Raw genomic sequence first — 19592 nt, forward strand, 5'->3', positions numbered from 1 at the left:
CGGCGGGCGGCGTGTGCATGAACGCCGAGAGCGAGCTCGAGGCGGTGGGGATGGCGTGGGGGGCGGCGGCCACCGGCACGCCCGCCGCCACCGGCTCCACGGGCCAGGGGCTGTCGCTGATGCAGGAGTCCCTGGCCGAGATCTGCCTGGCCCGGCTCCCGCTCGTCGTGCTGAACATGGCCCGGGCCCAGGGGGACTACTGGCAGGCCACCCGGGGCGGGGGGCACGGGGACTACCGCCACCTGGTCCTGGCGCCCATGGACATCCCCGAGGCGGTGGAGCTGGTGCAGCTCGCCTTCCACCTGTCGGCCACCTGGCGCAACCCGGTGCTCGTGTTCGGGGACTACTACCTGGCCCACACCGCCCAGTCCGTCGACGTGAGCCCGGTCGACCTCGGCTCCCGTCCCGGCGCCGACTGGGCCCTCGACGGGGCGTCGGGCGGATCGGGGCGGGCCAAGCTGATCTCCCCGCTCGGGGACATGAAGCAGCGCCACGGCGTCGGCTACGACATGTCGGTGCACTACCGCGACTGCGCCGAGCACACCGCCGCCATGCTGGCCGGCGTCCCGCCCCGGGCGGAGACGGCCCATGTCGACGACGCCGAGGTGGTGGTGGTGGCATTCGGCACCCCGGGGTGTTACGTGCGCGCCGCCGTGCGGGAGCTGCGCGCCGAGGGTGCTCCGGTCGGTTACGTGCGGCCGGTCACCCTGGTGCCCTTCCCGACCGAGGCGGTGGCCGAGGCGGCGGCGGGGGCCCGGGCGGTGGCGGTCTACGAGAACAACCAGGGCCAGATGGTCGACGACGTGCGCCTGGCCGTGCTGGGGCGGGCACCCGTCGAGTTCATCGGCGGCCTGTCCCTCGACCACTCCGGGTTCGGGATAGCCCCGGACCTGGACGTGGCGGTGATCAGGCAGCGGATCGAGCGGGTGCTGGAGACGGCACCCGCCCCCCGGAAGGGAGCGGCGTGAGCGAACGACGAGTGGTGCCCACCGACCGGCCGCCGCCTCCGGAGGCCGGGGCCCGGCTGGTCGACGACTTCACCCCGCACCTGATCGACGTCGGCACCCACCAGCTGTGCCCGGGGTGCGGGGAGCCGGTGGCGATGCGCTCGGTCGTCGAGATGGTGGCGGAGCTGGGCCTGGTGCAGCGGACCATCGCCGTGTTCGGGATCGGGTGCTACACGGCGTTCTCCAACAACCTTGACGTCGAGGTGCTCCAGGCCCTGCACGGGCGGGCGCCGTCCCTGGCGACCGGCGTGAAGCGGTGCCGGCCCGACACCATCGTGCTCACCGTGCAGGGGGACGGGGACATGGTGAACGAGGGCCTCCAGGAGGTGGTGCACGCGGCGGCACGCGGCGAGAGCATCACGTGCGTGATGCTCAACAACGGGGTCTTCGGGGAGACCGGGGGCCATATGACGGCCACGACCGTGATCGGCCAGCGGACCAAGAACACCCTCGAGGGCCGCACCGCCGCCGCCCACGGCCACCCCATCCGCCTTTCCAACCTGCTGGCCGGCGTCGCCGGCGTCGCCTACGTGGCACGCGGCGCGGTGAACACGGCCGGGAACGTGGCCCGGACCCGGCGCATGCTCCGGCGGGCGCTCGAGGTCCAAGCCGCCGGGATGGGCTTCTCGTTCGTGGAGATCCTCACCATGTGCCCGACGGGATGGTTCATCGAGACCCAGGAGGCGCCGGCGTACCTGTCGGACCACCTGGCCCCCGTGCACGCGACCGGGGTGCTCAAGGACGTAGGGACAACCGGGGAGGGGGGCGCCGATGGCTGACGGGGCGCCGGTGACGGTGCTGGCCCACCTGGCCGGGTTCGGGGACCTGATGATCCCCGCTCTGGCCGCGGCGGTTCCCGACGCCGAGTTCGTGCAGGTGACGCCGGGCCGGCCCCCGCCCGTGCCGGGCGAGATCCTCCTCACCCTCCTCAACGACCGCCCCGACCTGGGACCGGTCGTGTCGGGGGACGTACGGTGGATCCACGTGCTCGGCGCCGGCGTGGACGGCTTCCCCCTGGAGCTGGTCGGCGACCGGGTGCTCACCTGCTCCCGTGGCGCCAGCTCGGTGCCCATAGCCGAGTTCGTGCTGGCCGAGATGCTGGCGTTCGAGAAGAAGCTTCCCGACAGCTGGATCACTACCCCACCCGAGCGCTGGAACGTGGCCGACCTGGGCGGCATGCGCGGCCGCACCCTCGGGCTGATCGGCATCGGGGCCATCGGCACCGAGGTGGCCCGGCGGGCGCTGGCGTTCGACATGGAGGTGCTGGCGGCGCGGCGGGACCCGAGCAAGCCGGTCCTGCCCGGCGTCCGGGTGGCCCCGCTGGAGGAGGTGCTGGGCCGGGCCGACCACCTCGTGATCACGGCCGCCTCGACGGACGGGACCCGCCACCTACTCGACGCCCGCACCCTCGGCATGCTGAAGGAGGGGGTGCACCTGGTGAACGTCGCCCGGGGGGCGCTGATCGACCAGGACGCCCTCCTGGCCGCCCTCGACCGGGGCCAGGTGGCCGTGGCCTCCCTCGACGTGGTCGAGCCCGAGCCTCTGCCCTCCGGCCATCCCTTCTACTCCCACCCGCGGGTGCGGCTCAGCCCCCACATCTCGTGGAGCGCGCCGGAAACGGCGCGGCGGACCGTCGAGCTGTTCATCGAGAACTACCAGCGCTACCGGGCCGGCCAGCCGCTCGAGGGGGTCGTGGACACCGCCGCCGGGTACTGACGTTCGTCCTCGGGGTGGCGCTGCCCGTCGACGGGGATGCGTCGCGCCGTGAGCGGTGCATGGAGGATTTCGGCACCACCGAACTAAACTTTCTCTGTGGCAGAAACGCCGGCACGCCGAACGGGGCTGGGCCGGGGCCTGCAGGCGCTGCTGCCGAACGCCGGAGACCAGCCCCACGCGCCGGATCCCGGTGACTGGCTGGCGGCGCTCGACGACGGAGAGTCCCCGCGCCTGTCCGCCCTGGTCGAGTCGGGGCTCGACGTCCTCCAGCGGGCCGTCGGCGTCGACGTGTGCGCCTATGTCCACGGCCGGGAAGCGGGCCGGCCCCGCCTGTGGCTCCGCTCCGGTCCGGGCGCCGTCCTCAGCGCCGCCGAGTGGGTGGAGCTCGGCATGGCGGCGGTCGGGGCCGTCCTCGGCCAGGTGCGCGTGCCCCGCACGCTGACCCTGGGCCGGACCGAGCTGCTGGCCGTGCCGACCCGGGACCGGAGCTCGTCCGGGGTCCATCTCCTGGGCCGGACCGGCCGGGGCCTGACCGACCACGAGCGGACGGTGGCCATCCACCTGGTCCAGGCCTTCGGTGAGGCGCTGCACGGGCTGGTCCCCGAGCAGGACGGGGACCCGCTCGCCCCGGTTGCGCCGGCCGGCCCGTTGGTCGCGGAAGGTGCTCCGGCCCGGGTCGACGCCGATGTCGCCGGCGGAGCCGCGGTCATCGACCTCATCGACCAGACCCCACTGGCCGCGGTCGAGGTGATCGACCTGATCGACCGGTCACCACCGGTCCCGGTCGCGGCCACCGCCCGCTGGCCGGCGCCCATCGACCTCGAGGAGCTGGTGCGGGACGCGGTCCGGGCGTCGGGCGTGCGCCACACCGAGCTGAACGTGCGCCTGTTGGCGGACGGAGGCGCCGACGTGATCGACGTGGCCGCCGCCCACCGCGGTGACCGGGTGCGCGTCGTCCTGCCCGCCGATCCGGACGATCCCGCCGACGCCGCCAACCGGGCCGCCCTCCAGACGGTGAACCTGCTGCAGCTCCTCGGCGCCGACGCCGCCCACCCCGAGCACCGGGCCGCGGGGTAGGCCTCCGGGCGGGCCGAGTGGCGGGCCCACGCCCTCGGTGGCAAACCATCTGCCCGACAGTCCCCCGACCGGAGGCAGACAATGCAAGTCCACCTCACCACCGATGAGCTCCTCTCCACGACGCGCACCGTCCGGCGCCGTCTCGACCTGACCCGTCCGGTCGAGCGGGAGGTGCTCGAGGAGTGCCTGGCCCTGGCCGTGCAGGCTCCCACGGCGTCGAACCGCCAGGAGTGGCAGTGGGTGTTCGTCACCGACGCCGCGACCAGGCGGGCCCTGGCCGAGCTGTACGTGCGCCCGGATCCGAGCTACCGCTCGCTACCCACGCGCGAGTACGCGCCGGAGGACGTCCGGGCCCGCAGCCGGGCGGCCGTGGCGGCGTCGGCCGACTTCCTGCGCCAGCACCTCGCCGAGGTCCCCGTCCTCCTCGTTCCGTGCCACTGGGGTCGGGTGGACGACGCACCCGTCGCCACCCAGGCCGCGCTGTGGGGGTCTCTGTACCCGGCGGTGTGGAGCTTGTTCCTGGCTCTCCGAACCCGCGGGCTCGGCGCGGCGTGGACCTCGGTGTCGCTGCGCCACGAGCGGGACGTGGCCGAGCTCCTCGGGATCCCCTACGACGAGTACACTCAGGGCGGCCTCTTCCCCATCGCCTACACCGTGGGCACCGAGTTCCGCCCGGCCGCCCGCCGGCCCGTCGCGGAGGTAGTCCACTGGGACCGGTGGTGACGGTTTACGCCCCGCCGGGTGTTCCCGGGGTGACTACGCCACGAGTGCGGCCTCGCGGCGCGTCTCGGTCTCCTCGGGAACGGGAGCCGATCCGGCCGCGCAGGCCGACAGCCGCGCGGTGGCGGGCCAGCGCACCTTCGATGCCCACCCGGCGTGTTCGAACAGACGGATGAGAGCGGCCGACGAGTCGATCTGGCCCCGGCCCACGCCGTGGCGGGCCGACGAGGGATAGGCGTGATGGAGGTTGTGCCACGACTCGCCCATCGACAGGACGGCCAGGGGGGCGAAGTTCCGGCTCTGGTCCTTCGCCGTGAACGGCTTGCGACCGAACATGTGGCAGATCGAGTTCACGCTCCAGGTCACGTGGTGCAGCACGGCCATGCGCACCAGACCGGCCCAGACCAGGGTGGTGACGCCGCCGACCGGTGACCCGGACAGCCCCCAGCCGATGAAGAAGGGCAGGGCCAGCGAGACCACCGCCAGGAGCGGGAACAGCGCGCTGATGACCGTCACGTCGCGGTCCCGCAGCAGGTCCGGGGCGTACCGCTCCGCCGGCGTCGGGTCGGCGCGGAACAGCCAGCCGACGTGGGCGTGGGCCAGGCCCCGGAGCTGACCGCCGAGCCCCGAGCCGTGCAGGTGCGGGGAATGGGGATCACCCTGGCGGTCGCTGAACATGTGATGGCGCCGGTGGTTGGCCACCCACGCGACCAGAGATCCCTCGACGGCCATGGACCCCGCCACCGCCAGGGCGATCTTGAGCGGACGGTTCGGCCGGAAGCTGCCATGGGTGAACATCCGGTGAAAGCCGACCGTGACGCCGTGGCCGGTCACCGCGTAGAGCACGAGAGCCAGGACCAGGTCGCGGAGATGGACCGCCCGTCCCCACAGCGAGGGCACGATGGCCGAGACCGCCGCCAGCGGCCCGACCACCAGGGCGGCGGTGATGATCCGGGGGCCCAGGCTCGTCGACGGGGCCGGGACGGGGGTGGCTGGGGAGGGACTCTCTGGGTTCATGGTGCCTTTCCGGCGTGACCTGGATCCTGTCCCGTCGTTCAGGTGGTGATCGGCGTTCTGCGCCCGAACATGTAGGGACCCGCTCGCTGGGGGTCCGGGGACGGAGAGGTGGACGGACCGATCTTCGTCGCCGCGCCTCCGGGGTCCTTCCCGGAGGCCGGGATTCGTCGGAATGCCACTCGGGGTGGTCCGGTTGCTTACCCCGGAGACGCCGAATCGACCCCGAGGCGTCAGGAGGCGTCCCGGCGTGCCGACACAGGCGGGCAGATGACCGACATCAGGAGCGGTACCGAGGAGGTGGAGACCGAGGACGGGGTGGCCCTAGCCACCGGCGTCCTTGGACCCCCCGACGCTCCGGTGGCCCTGATCCTGGCCCACGGCTTCAGCATGGCCAGCTCCGACCGGCGCCTGGCCGCTGTGGCCGGGGGCCTGGCCGAGGCGGGCCACGCCGTGTACACCTTCGACTTCCGCGGTCACGGCCGGAGCGGGGGGGTCTGCACCCTGGGGGAGCTCGAGATCCACGACCTCGACGCCCTCGTCCGCCTGGCCCGGCGCGAGGGGCACGACCGGGTGGTGGTCATCGGCGCTTCGATGGGCGGCTTCGTGGCCCTCCGCCACGCTGCTCTGCTCGGGGGGGTGGATGTCGTCGTCGCCATCAGCACCCCAGCGACCTGGGGCGTTTCCCCCCGGGTGCGGGCCCGGGTGCTGAGCCTGGCCGTGCAGAACCGGATCGGGCGACGGATCCTCTCGGTCCGGGGCACCCGGGTGGTCGACACCCTGCCGGAGCCGCCCCTGTCCCCGTCGCAGCTGGCGGATCGCATCACCATCCCGGTGGGGCTGATCCACGGGGCCCGGGACCCGTACGTGCCCGTGGAGGACGCCGTGCTCCTGCACGAGCGGCTGGCCGGCCCCAAACGGCTGGTGGTGCTGCCGGAGTTCGGCCACGCCGAGGCGGCCTACACCCCGGACCTGGTCGGGCTGCTCGAGTCGCTCGTGGAGGTCCTGCTGAGCGTTGCCGGCGGAGACGGTGGCGAGTGTCGGGACAGCCTGGCTACGGACTGCTGAGTCCGGGGCGCCGGCGGGCCGGAGCGGGATCCGGGGCGGGCCGGCCCCACAGATATCCCTGGCCGAAGTCACATCCCAGCTGACGCGAGGGCCGAGGACTGCCTTCTCCCGAACCCGACCGGCGGTGAGTGGCACTAGATTGTCCTAATAGATCGCACACGTGTGCGATTTAGGTAGACTAGGTGCGTGGACTTCGTCAGTCCCGTCGAGAGGGTGATTCCCGGCGTCCAAGGTCGGGTCCTGGCCGTCTTGGCGCGGGTAGACACGGAACTGACGATGCGTACGGTTGCCAAGCTCGCCGACGTCAGCACCAACCGCGCCGTGGCCGTTCTCAACCGGCTCGTCCATCTCGGCTTGGTCGAAAGGCGAGAGGCTGGCTCGGCAGCCCTGGTGCGCCTGGCTCGTGACAACGAGGCCTCACAGGCCGTAATTGCCCTCAGCATCTTGACCGACCGCGTCCTCGACCGGCTCGAAAAGGCAGCAGCGGATATCCAGCCGGCACCGGTCAGCATGGTGCTGTTCGGGTCGTTCGCCCGGCGGGAGGCCGATGAGGACAGTGACATCGACGTCCTTGTAGTGAGGGATCCCCAGGTACCGGCGGACGACGACACCTGGCTGGACACCTTGGGCAAGTGGACCGCCTTTGCTCGTCGAGTCGCGGGTAACCCGGTGAACGTGCTGGAGACGTCAGCCGACGAGCTCCCCCGCCTGATGCGGCGGAAGGACTCCGTCTGGCAGGAGATTGCCCGCGAGGGCCGCACTCTGATCGGCACCGACCTCGAGCACCTTGCCCGATCGATTAGGAAGTCGTGATGGCCCCTCGGCGGAGGTCTGGCGACGTCCGCGCCGCGTCACCACATGATGCCCGGGCCTACGCATCCAAGGCTCATGAGTTACCTCCACGCCGCCGGTACGTCGTTTGAGGTCGGAAACAACGTCGCAGCGGTGGGCAATGCTGTACACGCCGGGATCGCTGCCGCCGATGCCGTGGCAGCCGCTTTGTCTGGCGCTGTCTGGCGCGGCGAATACGGCCAGGCGCCGGATCATCTCGAGAAAGCCGGCAGTGACGGTCGGCAGGCGGCCAGGCAGCTGCGGCGGCTGATCCCCCTGAAGACCAGCGCCGAGTACGACCCTGACCCCCTGTCCGCCACCCAGAGCCGGGCTGCCGTACAGGCAGCAGAGCGCTGGTGGCCATCGCCGACCGTCTCACTCAGGGAGCCAAGTGACCGACATCGGCTCCGCTCCGGATGTGCACGTCAGTGGTCACTGGTCGGGCAAGGGACGGAGTATCGCCATCAGCGACACCGAGATCCTCCTCGCTCAATGAGTGCCCGTCTTGGCGGTCATCATGGCGGTCAAACCCGAGCGCGACCGCCGAGAGCGTCGGATGTCTCAACAGCCGCCGGCCCGTCACTAGGGCCTCGCGCGGAGAGGGTGGGATTTGAACCCACGGTGGGTTGCCCCACACACGATTTCCAATCGTGCCGATTCGGCCGCTCTCGCACCCCTCCTGGAAGGGCGAAGACTATTCTGTGGACATGGGCCCGTCGCCCGGCGCGACGGCCGGGTCCTGCGCAACGGCGCCCCGTGAACCGAGTCAGGGCCGGAAGGCAGCAGCTCTCAGCGGAAGGAGCCGTGTGCCGCAGTCAAGCCTGGCCGCCGCGCCGGACGCCGGGCCCTGACGCGTCCGGACCGGGCCTCCTGATCGGGCGGGGGCGCCGGTAGGCTGCCGCCGGTGGCGGAGCTCCCCTACCAGTCCCTGTACCGGCGCTACCGCCCCCAGCGCTTCTCCGAGGTGCGGGGCCAGGACCACGTCACCCGGGCGCTGCGCAACTCGGTCCGCCAGGCCACGGTCAGCCACGCCTACCTGTTCAGCGGGCCCCGGGGGACCGGCAAGACCTCCACCGCCCGCATCCTGGCCAAGGCCCTCAACTGCGCCGCCCCGGTCGACGGGGAGCCGTGCGGGGAGTGTGAGTCCTGCCTGGCGGTGACCGCCGGCACCTCCCTCGACGTCCACGAGCTCGACGCCGCCAGCAACAACGGGGTCGACGCCATGCGGGACCTGGTGACCCGGGCCGCCCTCGGCACCCCCGGGCGCTGGAAGGTCTACATCGTCGACGAGGTCCACATGCTCACCGCGGCGGCCTCGAACTCCCTGCTCAAGACGCTCGAGGAGCCGCCCGGGCACGTGGTGTTCGTGCTGGCCACGACCGATCCCCAGAAGGTCCTCGACACCGTCAGGAGCCGGACCCAGCACTTCGAGTTCCGGCTCCTGGCCGGGGAGCTGCTGTCGGGCCTGCTCAAAGACGTCAGCGCCGATGCCGGCCTGGGCCTGCCGGGCGAGGCCATCGACCTGGCCGTGCGCCGGGGCCACGGCTCGGCGCGCGACGCCCTGTCGTTCCTCGACCAGGTGGCGGCGGCGGGGATCGTCGAGGACGAGGCCGAGACCCTCGACGAGGTCATCGAGGCCATGGCCGAGGGGGACGTGCCCGGCCTGCTCACGGCCGTCGCCACGGCCCACGCCGCCGGCCTCGACCCCCAGCGCCTGGGCTCGGAGCTGCTGGCCCAGCTGCGCTTCGCCTTCCTGGCCACCATGGCCCCCGACCTGGTCCCGCTCCCCGACCACGCCCGCCAGCGCGCCGCCGAGCAGGCCGCCCGCCTGGGGACGCCGGCCCTGGTACGGGCCATGGAGACCATCGGGCGCGCCCTGGTCGACATGAACGAGGCCCTCGACCCCCGGATCCTCCTCGCGGTGGCCCTGATCGGGCTGGTGAAGGCCGACGCCGGGGCCCCGGCGGCGGCGTCCGGCGGCGGGGGCGCCGGAGGCCCGGGCTACGAGGCCGTGCTGGCCCGGCTGGAGCGCATCGAGAAGCGCCTCGACGCCCTCGAGGCGGGGGGCGGCGGGGCGCGCCCGCCGGGGCGGGCCACCCTGGGGTCGGTGCGGGCCGGAGCCCAACCGGCGACGGCAACGGCACCGGCGGCCGGCACCCCGGCGACGGCCGACCCGACCGCGGGCGACCAGCCACCTGCCGCCGGGCCCCGAGGGGGGTCGGCCCCCGACCGGGGAGCCGCCGGGCCGGCCCCGTCGCGGGACGACATCGTGAAGGCGTGGGGGGACGGGCTGCTCGCCTCGCTCCCGGCCCGGGCCCGGGCCCGGTTCCGGACGGGCCGCTTCGCCCAGATCCGTGACGACGGGGTGGCGGTCTTCGCCGTGCCCAACGAGCCCCACCGGCGCATGAGCGAGGAGTGCCGGCGGGACGTGGAGGACGCCCTGGAGCGCCACTTCGGGGTGCGGATCCCGATCCGGCTGGTGGTGGAGGCCGAGCCCGCCGCGCCCGCCGGCCCGGCCGAGGCGCCGGCGGACGAGGTCGTCGACCTGTCCGAGCTGGCCGACGCCCCGGTGGCCCCGGCCGCCCGGCCCGAGGACCGCCTGCTCGAGGCGTTCCCCGGCGCCGAGGAGGTCGAGCGCTAGCCGCGTGTACGCCGGACCGGTCCAGGACCTGATCGACGAGCTGGGCCGCCTGCCCGGCATCGGGCCGAAGTCGGCCCAGCGCATCGCCTTCTACCTGCTGAAGGCGACCAAGGAGGACGCCCTCCGCCTGGCGCGCGCCATCTCCGAGGTGAAGGACCGGATCACGTTCTGCCAGCGGTGCTTCAACGTGTGCGAGGGCACCTACTGCGAGCTGTGCAACGACCCCCGCCGGGACGCCACCGTGGTGTGCGTGGTCGAGGAGCCCCGCGACATCGTGGCGGTGGAGAAGACCGGGGAGTTCCGGGGCCTGTACCACGTGCTCCAGGGCGCCATCAGCCCCATCGAGGGCATCGGGCCCGACCAGCTGCGGGTGAAGGAGCTGCTGGCGCGCATCGAGGGCGAGGAGGTGTCCGAGGTGATCCTCTGCACCAACCCCAACCTCGAGGGCGAAGCCACCGCCATGTACCTGGCCCGTCTGCTCCGCCCTCTCGGGATGCGGGTGACGCGCATTGCCAGCGGGCTGCCGGTGGGCGGGGACCTCGAGTACGCCGACGAGCTGACCCTGGGACGGGCCCTCGAGGGCCGGCGGGAGATGGACGCCTAGGGCGCGCTCTCCTGGCGCAGCTCAGGGGCGGCGAACGTCGTCGGCAGCACGTGCCGGTCCGACAGGCGGCGCAGCAGGTATCCGTTCCGGCGGGACTGGTACACCTCGAAGCCGCGGGCCCACGCCCCGTCGAAGCGGTTGCGGACCTGGACCCGGGTGCCCTTGGTCATCCTGACCGGATCGGTGGTCGTGCTGATGTTGGTCTCCACTGCCATGCGCTTCCTCCCCACTGCCGCGTGCCACCAGGGATCAACCTGCGCCGAAGCCCTGGCACGCCTGCGCCTCATCGGAACCGCGTGCGGAAGCCGGAGTATAGGGGCGGGGTTTAGGGCCCTCAAGGGAAAATTCTGATTGTCGGGAAAGCTGACGACCTCGTCAGAACACCGCTCTACGAGGAGCGGACGACCACCTGACCGACCATGTCGTTGTGGATCGTGCAGCGGTACGTGTAGGTGCCCGGGGTGTCGAAGGTCATGCTCCAGCTGCCGCTGGCCTGGGTCGGGCTGTGGGGGCCGTCGTTGTCGAAGCTGACGTTGTGGGGCGTGAGGGAGTCGTCCCACTTCCAGGTGACCGTCTGGCCCGCGGTGACCACCAGGCGGCGGGGGATGAACGACAGGTTGGTGATCACCACCGAGTTCTTGGGCAGGGGGTCGGTCTGGGATCCGATGGTCTGGGCCCGCTGCCCGCAGGCGACGACGAACGAGGGCAGGGCGGCCAGGAGGAGGACCGGGGCGATCTTGCGGCGCATGGCGGTCATCCTTCCAGCGGGCGCTCCCGCGTCTCCAACCAGCGCCGGAAGCCGGCGGCGTTGGAGTGCACCCCGTTGAGCGTGTCGAGCTTGTGGCGGTGCTCGGGGGGGACCGCCGCCGAGTCGGCGGCGAAGGCGTCCTCCAGGGCGGCGGCGATGTCCCTGCCCTCCCGCCAGGCGGCCTCGGCCACCCCGGCCCAGCGCCGCAACACCTCCTCGGCCTCGGCCAGCACGGCGGTGTGGTCGGGAACCAGCCCGTAGTGGGCCAGGGCCAGCCCGGCCGGGCGCCGGGCGGCGAACTTGTGGAGGGACGTCACCGCCTGGTCGAGGTCGAAGTCGGGCGGCGGGGTCGACGGCCGGAGGATGCCGGCGTCGGGGAGGCGCACTCCGACGGCGTCGCCCACGAACAGGATCCCGCTGGTCGAGTCGTGCAGGCCGAGGTGGTGCTTGGCGTGGCCGGGGGAGTCCACCGTCGTCAGCACCCGGCCCCCGCCCACCTCCGCAGCACCTCCTCGGCCTCGGCCAGCACGGCGGCGTGGTCCGGCACCAGCCCGTAGTGGGCCAGGGCCAGCCCGGCGGGACGGCGGGCGGCGAACTTGTGCAGCGACGTCACCGCCTGGTCCAGGTCGAAGTCGGGGGGCGGGGTCGAGGGCCTGAGGATGCCGGCGTCGGGCAGGCGGACCCCGACGGCGTCGCCCACGAAGAGGATCCCGCTCGTCGAGTCGTGCAGGCCGAGGTGGTGCTTGGCGTGGCCGGGGGAGTCCACCGTGGTCAGCACCCGGCCTCCGCCCACTTCCAGCTCCTGGCCGTCCTCCAGCACCTCGAGGCGGTCGGCCGGGGTGGGGTCGAGGCGCCCGTAGAGGTCGTCGAGGAGGGGGCCGTACACCCGGGCGGCGGAGTCGACCAGCCGGGAGGGGTCGACGAGGTGGCGGGCGCCCTTCGGGTGCACGTACACCGTGGCCCGGGGAAAGGCGGCGGCCACGTTGCCCACCCCGCCGGCATGGTCGAGGTGGATGTGGGTGACGACGACCGCCCCCAGGTCGGCCGGGCCCACCCCCAGGGAGCCCAGGGCCTCGAGGAGCACCGGCACCGAGCTCTGGCTGCCGGTCTCGACCAGGACGGGGCGGGGGCCGTCGACCAGGTAGCCCGCCGTGACCCGCTCCCAGCCGCCGAGCAGGGTGTCGATCTGGGTGACGCCGTCGCCGATGACCGTCGTGGCGGCCGCGGCGGTCACTGGTTGACCTCGATGACGACCTTCACGTCGTCGGGCTGGCGCTGCAGGGCATCGGCCCACGAGGCCAGCGGCACCCGCCGGCTGATCAGGCGCTCCAGCCACGCCCGGTCGGCGGCGGCCAGGGCGGCGGCGCCCAGCTCGTAGTGGCGGCGGTTGGCGTTGACCGAGCCGACCACCGCCTCGTTCTCGAGCACCATGGCCCGGTTGAGGGCGCCGGCGTCGATGCCGAGCTCCCGGCCGCCCGACGACACCCCGGTCAGGCACACGACTCCCCCCGGGGCGGCGTCCTGCATCACGTCGAAGACCAGCTGGCCCACGCCGGTGCACTCGATGATCAGGTCCCAGGCCTCCCCGGCGTCCCGCACGTCCCCGTGGTGGTAGGTGGCGCCGAGCGCCGCCACCAGGTCGGGCTTGAGACCGGTGGCCACCTGGTCGAGCACGTGCACGTCGAGGCCCCGCTCCACGCCGATGAGGGCGGCCAGCAGGCCGATGGGCCCGGCCCCGGTGACCAGCGCCCGGCGCGGGCTCCACCCGCCCTGACGGGAGCCGATGGCGTCGACCTGGTCCCAGGCCTTGGCCACCACGCTGGCCGGCTCGAGCAGCACACCCAGGCCGGCGAGGGAGGAGTCGACCTTCACCACGTACTTCGGCTCGATGCGGTAGCGCTCCGAGCAGTAGCCGTCGAGGGACTTGATCCCCCGCTCGGTGTACTGGCCGTTGCGGCAGAAGTCCCACTGGTCCACCGCGCACGCCGGGCAGGGCACCGGGTCGGGGCGCCGGACGATCCCGACCACCAGGTCCCCCTCGGTGACGCCGGCGCCCGCCGGCGCCTCCAGCACCCGGCCCAGCGACTCGTGGCCCAGGATCAGCCGGTCCCGGCCGGGCGGGGCCCACCCGTAGGCGCCGCTGACGATCTCGGCGTCGGTGCCGCACACGCCGATGGCCAGGGTCTCGACGAGCACCGCGCCGTCGGACGCCGGCGGCTCGTCGACGTCGTCGAGCCGGGCGCTGCCGGCCTTCCCGGGCTCGACGGTGAGGGCCTTCATCGCCGCACTCCTCTCAGCTTGGTGAGCAACCTCGGCTTGCGCGCGTCACCGGGGTGGCGGTCGAGGACCGACTCCCCACGCGTGGAGAGGGTGCGCGCCGAGTTGACCACGCCGACGTGGGAGAAGGCCTGGGGGAAGTTCCCGACCATCCGCTTGGTGACCGGGTCGTACTCCTCGGCCAGGAGCCCGACGTCGTTGCCGAGCGACAGCAGGTGCTCGAACAGCTCGCGGGCATCGTCCTGGCGCCCGAGGAGGGCCAGGTTGTCGACCAGCCAGAACGAGCACGCCAGGAAGGCGCCCTCCCCACCCGAGAGGCCGTCCACGGCCGAGTCGTCGCGCGGCCGGTAGCGCAGGACCAGCCCGTCGTGGAGCAGCTCGCGCTCGACGGCCTCGACGGTCGAGCGCACGCGCGGGTCGTCGGGCGGGAGGAACCCGACGATCGGGATCATCAACACGCTGGCGTCGAGCTCCGAGCTTCCGTAGTACTGGGTGAAGGCGCCGACGTCCTCGTTCCAGGCGTGCTCGCACACCTCCTTCTTGATCTGGTCGCGCAGGGCCCGCCACTTGTGCACCGGTCCCTCGAGCTGGAGATGCTCGACGGTGTGCACGGCCCGATCGACCGCCACCCAGGCCATGACCTTGGAATGGGTGAAGTGGCGCCGGGGCCCGCGCACCTCCCAGATCCCGTCGTCCGGCTCCTTCCATCCCGACTCGAGGAAGTTCATCAGCTCGAGCTGGAGCGACCACGCCTCGTCGTCCCCCGTCCCCATCTCGTCGGAGGAGAGGTCGCACCGGGCCTGGTGCAGGGCGTCCATGACCTCCCCGTACACGTCGAGCTGGAACTGGCCGGCGGCGGCGTTGCCGATCCTTACCGGCCGGGAGCCCTCGTAGCCCGGGAGCCAGTCCGCCTCCCACTCGTCGAGGCGGCGCTCCCCCGCCGGCCCGTACATGATCTGGATCTTGGCCGCCTCCCCGGCCACCGCCCGGAGCAGCCAGTCGCGCCACTCCGCCGCCTCCTCGTGGTAGCCGGCGCCCATCAGGGCCAGGAGGGTGAGGGTGGCGTCGCGCAGCCAGCAGTACCGGTAGTCCCAGTTGCGCTCCCCCCCGATCAGCTCGGGCAGCGAGGTGGTGGCGGCGGCCACGATGCCCCCGGTCGGGGCGTAGGTCAGCGCCTTCAGGGTGATGAGGGAGCGGATGACGGCGTCGCGCCACTCCCCCTGGTAGGTGCAGCTGTCCGACCAGCCCCGCCAGTAGCGCTCGGTGTCCTCGATCACGAAGCGGGCGGCCAGGGGGCGCGGGGCCCGGGTGTGCGACGGGTACCACGCCAGCTCGAACGGGACGTCCTGGCCCTCGGAGACGGTGAACTCCGCCACCGTGGACATGTCCTCTCCCCGGGTCTCGACGTGGGTCCACAGGCTGAGGGCGTCGGGCCCGGCTATGGCCCGCAGCTGGCCGTCGGCCCGGTGGACCCAGGGGATGGTGCGCCCGTAGTCGAAGCGGATGGTGAGGTCCATCTTCATCGGGACCCGCCCGCTCACCCCCTGGACCTGCCGCACCACCTCGGGGTACCGCTCGCGGGGCGGCATGCAGTCGACGATGCGGACGACGCCGCTGGCGGTCTCGAGCTCGGTCTCGAGCACGAGGGTCCCGGGCCGGTAGGAGCGCCGCGACCGGCGGATGGGCTCGGTGGGCGAGATCTGCCACCGGCCGTGGGTGCGGTCCCCGAGCAGGGCGGAGAAGCACGCCGCCGAGTCGAACCGGGGCACACACAGCCAGTCGATCGACCCCTCACGGGACACCAGGGCGGCGGTGTGGGTGTCCCCGATCAGGGCGTAGTCCTCGATGCGGGCGCTCACCGGGACATCCTTGCGTACATCTCTAAAGGCGGGGGAACGCCGGGTCGATAGTCACATATGACTAGCCCGTCAACGCAGCAGACATCGGAGCAGCGGGCCACGGACCAGCGGTCCCCCGAGCGGCGCCGCCCCCGGACCGGCGCCCAGGTCCCGGACGATGAGCGGGGGGACGGGGAGGGGGCGCCGGACGCCGAGGGGATGGCGGACCGCCTCGCCTACGCCGCCACCCACGACGACCTGACCGGGCTGCCCAACCGCACCCTCCTCCGCCAGCGGCTGGACGAGGCCCTGGACCGGCACCGCCGTCTCGACGAGGTCGTGGCGGTGATCTTCTTCGACCTCGACCACTTCAAGAAGGTCAACGACAGCCTCGGCCACCGGGCCGGGGACGAGCTGCTGGTGGAGGCCTCCAGGCGCATCGAGGCGACGGTGCGCCCGACCGACCTGGTGGCCCGCTTCGGCGGGGACGAGTTCGTGGTGGTGTGCCACGACCTGATCGGGGAGATCGAGGCCCTCGGCATCGCCGACCGCATCCGGGAGGCGCTGGAGCGGCCCTTCACCGTCTCCGGCCAGGCCGTCTACGTCTCGGCCAGCCTGGGGGTGGCGTGGCCCCGGCCCGACTCGGCCGAGGCCGACTCCCTGCTCTCCGACGCGGACGCCGCCATGTTCGTGGCCAAGCAGGGCGGGCGGGGCCGGACCGAGGCCTACGACCGCCGCCTGCGGGACCGGGCCCGCGAGCGGCTGGCCAACGAGGCCGCCCTGCGCACCGCCCTCGAGGCCGACGAGCTGCGCCTGGCGTTCCAGCCGGTTGTGGAGCTCGACACCGGCCGGGTGGCCGGGGTGGAGGCGCTGATCCGTTGGGACCATCCCGAGCGGGGGGCGCTGCGCCCGGACGCCTTCATGGCCCTGGCCGAGGAGACCGGGCTGGTCTCCCAGGTCGGCGCCTGGGCGGTGCGCGAGGCGTGCCGCCACCAGGCCAAGTGGGACGCCCTGGGGGCGGACGCCGCGCAGCCGATATGGACCGCCGTCAACGTCTCGGCCTACCAGCTGTCCCGGCCCGAGCTGGCCCAGGCCCTCGAGGAGGCGCTGGCCGAGAGCGGGGTCAGCCCGTCCCACATCCGCCTCGAGATCACCGAGACCGCCGTGGTCGAGAACCCGACGTCGGGTCTGGCGGCGTTACGCGCCCTCAAGGCCCACGGGGTGACGCTGGTCCTCGACGACTTCGGCACCGGCTACGCCTCGCTGTCGGCGCTGCGCCGCTTCCCGCTCGACTGCATCAAGGTCGACCGTTCCTTCGTCGACGGCCTCACCACCAACCGGGCCGACCGCGCCATCGTGGCCGCCGTCATCCGCCTCGGGGCCGAGATGGGCCTCGAGGTGGTGGCCGAGGGCGTCGAGTCGGAGGACCAGCGCGACGTGCTCATGGAGCAGGGGTGCCGCCTGGGCCAGGGCTACCACTTCTCCCGGCCGCTCAGCCCGGGAGAGGTGCGCTCGCTGCTACTCGGCGCAGTTGCCGGTGCCGGTGGGCGTGTCGGCGCGCTCCGCTGACTGCACCTCTTTGAGGACCGGCGGGGACGCCAGGGCGTAACCGATGTTGTTCTGCGTGGCCGACGTGGAGAACACCACGCCGATGACCGTGCCGTCGGCCAGCACCAGCGGACCGCCGGAGTTGCCCGGACGCACTAGGGCGGCGATCTCGTAGACCGAGCGGAGGGTGAGGCCGGTGCCGTAGATGTTGCGGCCCTGGGCCTCGAACTGCTGGTCCACGCCGGCGGCCTGCGGGTTGAAGTCCCCGCCCTCGGGGAAGCCGAGCACCACCGCCGCCGTCCCGCGCGGCACGTTGGAGCTGGCGATGGTCAGCGGGTGGCCGGCCAGCGGTCCCGACGTGTGCAGGACCGCCAGGTCGAAGTTGGGGTCGAACCAGATCGGTGTGGCCGACTGCACCCGGCCCGTGTCCTGGACCTCGATCGACGTGGTCCCGGCTATCACGTGGGCGTTGGTGACGATGGTGTTGGGCGCCACCACGAAGCCCGAGCCCTCGAGGATCTCCCCGCAGCCGTGGCTCACGATCTTCACCGTCGACGCCCCGGCGTGGGCGATGGCGGCCGACACCACGGGGGGCCCGGCCGCCTTGACCGGCGGGAGCGCCCCCTGGGGCGTCAGGCCGGCGAACACCTGCGGGAACCCGTGGGTGTTCAACAGCTGCTCGATGCGGGAGAAGACACCGGGAGCGGGCGGCAGCACGCTGTCGATGCGCCTGATGATGGCGGAGCCGTTGATGGCGCGCGACACGCGCTGCAGCGAGGTGTGGACCAGCATCCCCGCCACGATCCACGCCGCCAGCAGGGTGGCGACCGCGGCCACCACGGCACCGACGGCGGAGTCGGCCGGCCCGAGGTGGACGCGCCGGATCAGCTCCCACGCCCGCACGCCCAGCTGACGGCCGATGCCGCCGACGAGGGCGGCGACGCCGAACAGCACGATGATGGCCGCCACCGCCTGGCTGAAGTTGCTGGAGAACAGCCCCGCCACCTTGGGGGCCAGCACGGCCCCGAGCAGCAGCCCCACCCAGAACCCTCCGAAGGAGAGCACCTGCATGGCCGCGCCCAGTCGCACGCCCCGCACCAGTGACAGGACGACGAAGACCACCAGGATGAGGTCGACGAGGTTCAGGCGTGGTCCCCCGCCACCCGCGACGCCGCCCGCCGCCCGGCCGTGTACACCACGGCGGCGGCGGCCGCCGCCACCGCGACCAGGATCTCACCGGGGCCGTTGGACAGGGAGATGCCCACCGGGATGAGGGCCCCGAGCACCCAGGCCAGCTGGAAGCGGGTCTCGAACCGGGCGAAGGCCCTCCCCCGCGCCGTCTCGTCCACGTCCCGTTGCACCATCGAGTCGAACGCCACCTTGGCCGCCCCCGCCGCCAGGCCGATGGCCGAAGCCAGCAGGCACGCCGCCCCCCGGCCGCCCATAACCAAGGCGGCCGCCCCGCCGGCGGCCACCAGGACCAGGGCGCCGAGGATGATGTTCTCCTCCCGCAGCACCCGGCGCAGCACCGGGGTGACGAGGGTGGCGAGCAGCGACCCGCCGACGCTCGCCACCAGCACCACGCCGAACCACCACGTGGCGGCGTGCTGGCGGCGCAGCTCGAACGCCAGGAGGAAGGTGATGAGCCCCACCGCCCCCCGCAGCACGGCCATGGCCGTCGACGCCACCAGCACGGTGGGCGGCATAGCCCGCAGCCGGGTGCGGCGCCACGCCGCCGCCGGCTTGGTGTCGGCCTCCGGCGCATCCTCCGGGGTGGCGGTGTCGGCCGGCTGAGCCGGCTTGCGCAGCCGGGCCGCCGACACCGTGGCCAGCGCCAGCACGACGGCGTCGGCCCGCAGCACCCACGGGGCGCCGAGGAACGGGATCTTGAGGATGATGGCCGCCGGCACGCCGCCGACCAGACCGCCCAGGCCGGCGATCAGCGCCAGGCGCGAGTTGGCCCGCAGCAGCTCGGGGCCGCTGCCGACGGTCGCCGGCACCAGCGCCGCCTTCCCCACCAGGTACAGCTTCGAGGCCACCAGCACCAGGAAGGCCTCGGGGAACAGCAGCAGGCTGTGCAGGTCGCGTGCCATCAGCAGGCACAGCACGACGCGGGCCGCTCCCGCGATCATCACCATGGCCCGGCGGGCGCCCCGGCTGCGGTCGAGCAGCGGGCCGAGGGCGGGGGCCACCACGGCGAAGGGCGCCACCGAGAGCCCCAGGTACAGCGCCACCTTGCTGGCGGCGGCCGAGGGGCTGATCGAGAAGAACAGAGACCCGGCCAGGGCCACGGTCATGAAGGCGTCACCCGTGACCATGAGCATGTGGGTGACGGCCAGGCGCCCGAAGGCGTCGAGGGGGGGCTTGAGCTCGGGGAAGGCCCGGCCCAGGACGTGGGCCAGCCAGGCGCGCGTGGTTACCGGGGCCGGGGAGGGGGCGGCCGGCTGCTCACCCGGCGGTGCCGGCAGCGACCGCGTGCGCACCCGGCCATGGTACGGCCGCG

The 19592-nt window shown here is 73.1% G+C and carries 19 protein-coding genes, 1 tRNA gene and 1 other RNA gene; 11 read left to right on the forward strand and 10 right to left on the reverse strand.

Annotated elements, in window-relative coordinates:
* From VFW24_00755 to VFW24_00775, 5 genes are all read left to right on the forward strand, one after another.
* Positions 1-968: hypothetical protein (locus VFW24_00755; GenBank protein ID HEX5265279.1), on the forward strand; the 968-nt coding region annotated here is incomplete at its 5' end.
* Entirely contained in the window at positions 965-1786 is an 822-nt protein-coding gene (locus VFW24_00760) for a thiamine pyrophosphate-dependent enzyme (GenBank protein HEX5265280.1), read from the forward strand. The genes VFW24_00755 and VFW24_00760, both read left to right, overlap by 4 nt.
* Positions 1779-2723, forward strand: coding sequence for an NAD(P)-dependent oxidoreductase (locus VFW24_00765; GenBank protein ID HEX5265281.1), 945 nt, complete (start codon positions 1779-1781; stop codon positions 2721-2723). The genes VFW24_00760 and VFW24_00765 overlap by 8 nt, the downstream gene beginning before the upstream one ends.
* Positions 2724-2819: 96 nt before the next feature.
* A complete protein-coding gene (locus tag VFW24_00770; protein ID HEX5265282.1) occupies positions 2820-3800 on the forward strand; it encodes a hypothetical protein in 981 nt (326 codons plus the stop codon).
* Between the two features lie 81 nt (positions 3801-3881).
* Positions 3882-4523 (forward strand): nitroreductase family protein, encoded by a 642-nt coding sequence (locus VFW24_00775; protein ID HEX5265283.1) that lies wholly within the window; start codon positions 3882-3884, stop codon positions 4521-4523.
* 33 nt (positions 4524-4556) lie between these two features.
* Here the strand turns inward: VFW24_00775 and VFW24_00780 are convergent, their stop codons facing one another.
* The gene (locus VFW24_00780) at positions 4557-5537 is read right to left on the reverse strand and encodes an acyl-CoA desaturase (GenBank protein HEX5265284.1); all 981 of its coding nucleotides are present in this window, start codon (positions 5535-5537) and stop codon (positions 4557-4559) included.
* 267 nt (positions 5538-5804) lie between these two features.
* Between VFW24_00780 and VFW24_00785 the strand changes: the two genes are divergently transcribed.
* Positions 5805-6602: an alpha/beta fold hydrolase gene (locus tag VFW24_00785; GenBank protein HEX5265285.1), complete on the forward strand. Its 798-nt coding sequence runs from the start codon at positions 5805-5807 to the stop codon at positions 6600-6602.
* A gap of 186 nt (positions 6603-6788) precedes the next feature.
* Positions 6789-7415 carry a nucleotidyltransferase domain-containing protein gene (locus VFW24_00790; protein ID HEX5265286.1) on the forward strand — a complete coding sequence of 209 codons (627 nt, stop codon included), beginning with the start codon at positions 6789-6791 and terminating at the stop codon, positions 7413-7415.
* 613 nt (positions 7416-8028) lie between these two features.
* On the opposite strand, the gene VFW24_00795 is transcribed toward VFW24_00790, so the two are convergent.
* A tRNA-Ser gene (locus VFW24_00795) sits at positions 8029-8113 on the reverse strand.
* Positions 8114-8163: 50 nt separating this feature from the next.
* Between VFW24_00795 and ffs the strand changes: the two genes are divergently transcribed.
* The 3 genes from ffs to recR all read left to right on the forward strand — a co-directional run bounded on the left by ffs (position 8164) and on the right by recR (position 10678).
* Positions 8164-8263, forward strand: an RNA gene (gene ffs / locus VFW24_00800) — signal recognition particle sRNA small type.
* Positions 8264-8337: 74 nt separating this feature from the next.
* A complete protein-coding gene (gene dnaX / locus VFW24_00805; GenBank protein HEX5265287.1) occupies positions 8338-10074 on the forward strand; it encodes a DNA polymerase III subunit gamma/tau in 1737 nt (578 codons plus the stop codon).
* A 4-nt stretch (positions 10075-10078) separates the two neighbouring features.
* Complete coding sequence (gene recR, locus VFW24_00810) at positions 10079-10678, forward strand: recombination mediator RecR (protein ID HEX5265288.1); 600 nt, start codon at positions 10079-10081, stop codon at positions 10676-10678.
* Here recR and VFW24_00815 read toward each other — a convergent pair.
* From VFW24_00815 to VFW24_00840, 6 genes are all read right to left on the reverse strand, one after another.
* A complete protein-coding gene (locus VFW24_00815) occupies positions 10675-10893 on the reverse strand; it encodes a hypothetical protein (GenBank protein HEX5265289.1) in 219 nt (72 codons plus the stop codon). The genes recR and VFW24_00815 overlap by 4 nt on opposite strands.
* Before the next feature lie 173 nt (positions 10894-11066).
* Positions 11067-11426: a plastocyanin/azurin family copper-binding protein gene (locus VFW24_00820; GenBank protein HEX5265290.1), complete on the reverse strand. Its 360-nt coding sequence runs from the start codon at positions 11424-11426 to the stop codon at positions 11067-11069.
* Between the two features lie 5 nt (positions 11427-11431).
* Positions 11432-11908 (reverse strand): hypothetical protein, encoded by a 477-nt coding sequence (locus VFW24_00825; GenBank protein ID HEX5265291.1) that lies wholly within the window; start codon positions 11906-11908, stop codon positions 11432-11434.
* Positions 11902-12660, reverse strand: coding sequence for an MBL fold metallo-hydrolase (locus VFW24_00830; GenBank protein ID HEX5265292.1), 759 nt, complete (start codon positions 12658-12660; stop codon positions 11902-11904). Before VFW24_00830 ends, VFW24_00825 begins: the two co-directional genes overlap by 7 nt.
* Positions 12657-13706, reverse strand: a complete 1050-nt coding sequence (locus VFW24_00835; GenBank protein ID HEX5265293.1) for a glucose 1-dehydrogenase — start codon at positions 13704-13706, stop codon at positions 12657-12659. The genes VFW24_00830 and VFW24_00835 overlap by 4 nt, the downstream gene beginning before the upstream one ends.
* The gene (locus tag VFW24_00840; GenBank protein ID HEX5265294.1) at positions 13703-15562 is read right to left on the reverse strand and encodes a glycoside hydrolase family 15 protein; all 1860 of its coding nucleotides are present in this window, start codon (positions 15560-15562) and stop codon (positions 13703-13705) included. The genes VFW24_00835 and VFW24_00840 overlap by 4 nt, the downstream gene beginning before the upstream one ends.
* 57 nt (positions 15563-15619) lie before the next feature.
* Here VFW24_00840 and VFW24_00845 point away from each other — a divergent pair, with 57 nt between their 5' ends.
* Positions 15620-17110 carry a bifunctional diguanylate cyclase/phosphodiesterase gene (locus VFW24_00845; protein ID HEX5265295.1) on the forward strand — a complete coding sequence of 497 codons (1491 nt, stop codon included), beginning with the start codon at positions 15620-15622 and terminating at the stop codon, positions 17108-17110.
* Here VFW24_00845 and VFW24_00850 read toward each other — a convergent pair.
* Together VFW24_00850 and VFW24_00855 are read right to left on the reverse strand one after the other, a co-directional pair.
* Positions 17060-18235, reverse strand: a complete 1176-nt coding sequence (locus VFW24_00850; GenBank protein ID HEX5265296.1) for a MarP family serine protease — start codon at positions 18233-18235, stop codon at positions 17060-17062. The two genes, VFW24_00845 and VFW24_00850, sit on opposite strands and share 51 nt — an antisense overlap.
* Complete coding sequence (locus VFW24_00855) at positions 18232-19572, reverse strand: MFS transporter (protein HEX5265297.1); 1341 nt, start codon at positions 19570-19572, stop codon at positions 18232-18234. Before VFW24_00855 ends, VFW24_00850 begins: the two co-directional genes overlap by 4 nt.
* Positions 19573-19592: the final 20 nt, after the last annotated feature.

The organism is Acidimicrobiales bacterium (genome assembly GCA_036273495.1).
Lineage (GTDB): Bacteria > Actinomycetota > Acidimicrobiia > Acidimicrobiales > JAJPHE01 > DASSEU01.